Source organism: Vibrio sp. HI00D65 (assembly GCF_001635455.1).
In the GTDB taxonomy this organism is placed as follows: Bacteria; Pseudomonadota; Gammaproteobacteria; order Enterobacterales; family Vibrionaceae; genus Vibrio.
In genome coordinates this window covers 1-275 of sequence record NZ_LWEH01000591.1, presented here as the reverse complement: position 1 = coordinate 275, position 275 = coordinate 1, and the positions used below count along the sequence as shown (strand labels likewise).

The window sequence follows — 275 nt, the reverse complement described above, 5'->3', positions numbered from 1 at the left end:
TTTTTCTTCACTTTTGAAAAGTGAAAATAAATTTGGAGCCTGGCGATGTCCTACTCTCACATGGGGAAGCCCCACACTACCATCGGCGCTATTGTGTTTCACTTCTGAGTTCGGCATGGAATCAGGTGGGTCCACAATGCTATGGTCGCCAAGCGAATTTTGCTTTTACTTTCAGCTTTTTTAAAAACTGAAGGCAAAATAATCTGGAAAGCTTATTAAAAGTGTTGTCTCTTCAAACTCATTCAAGTGTTCTTGTTTGCCTCTGCTTTTTAAAG

The 275-nt window shown here is 40.0% G+C and carries 1 rRNA gene; it reads right to left on the bottom strand.

Going from position 1 to position 275, the window contains the following annotated elements:
* Window positions 1-37: 37 nt before the first annotated feature.
* Window positions 38-153: ribosomal RNA gene (gene rrf / locus A3712_RS24080) — 5S ribosomal RNA — on the bottom strand.
* Between the last annotated feature and the right edge of the window lie 122 nt (window positions 154-275).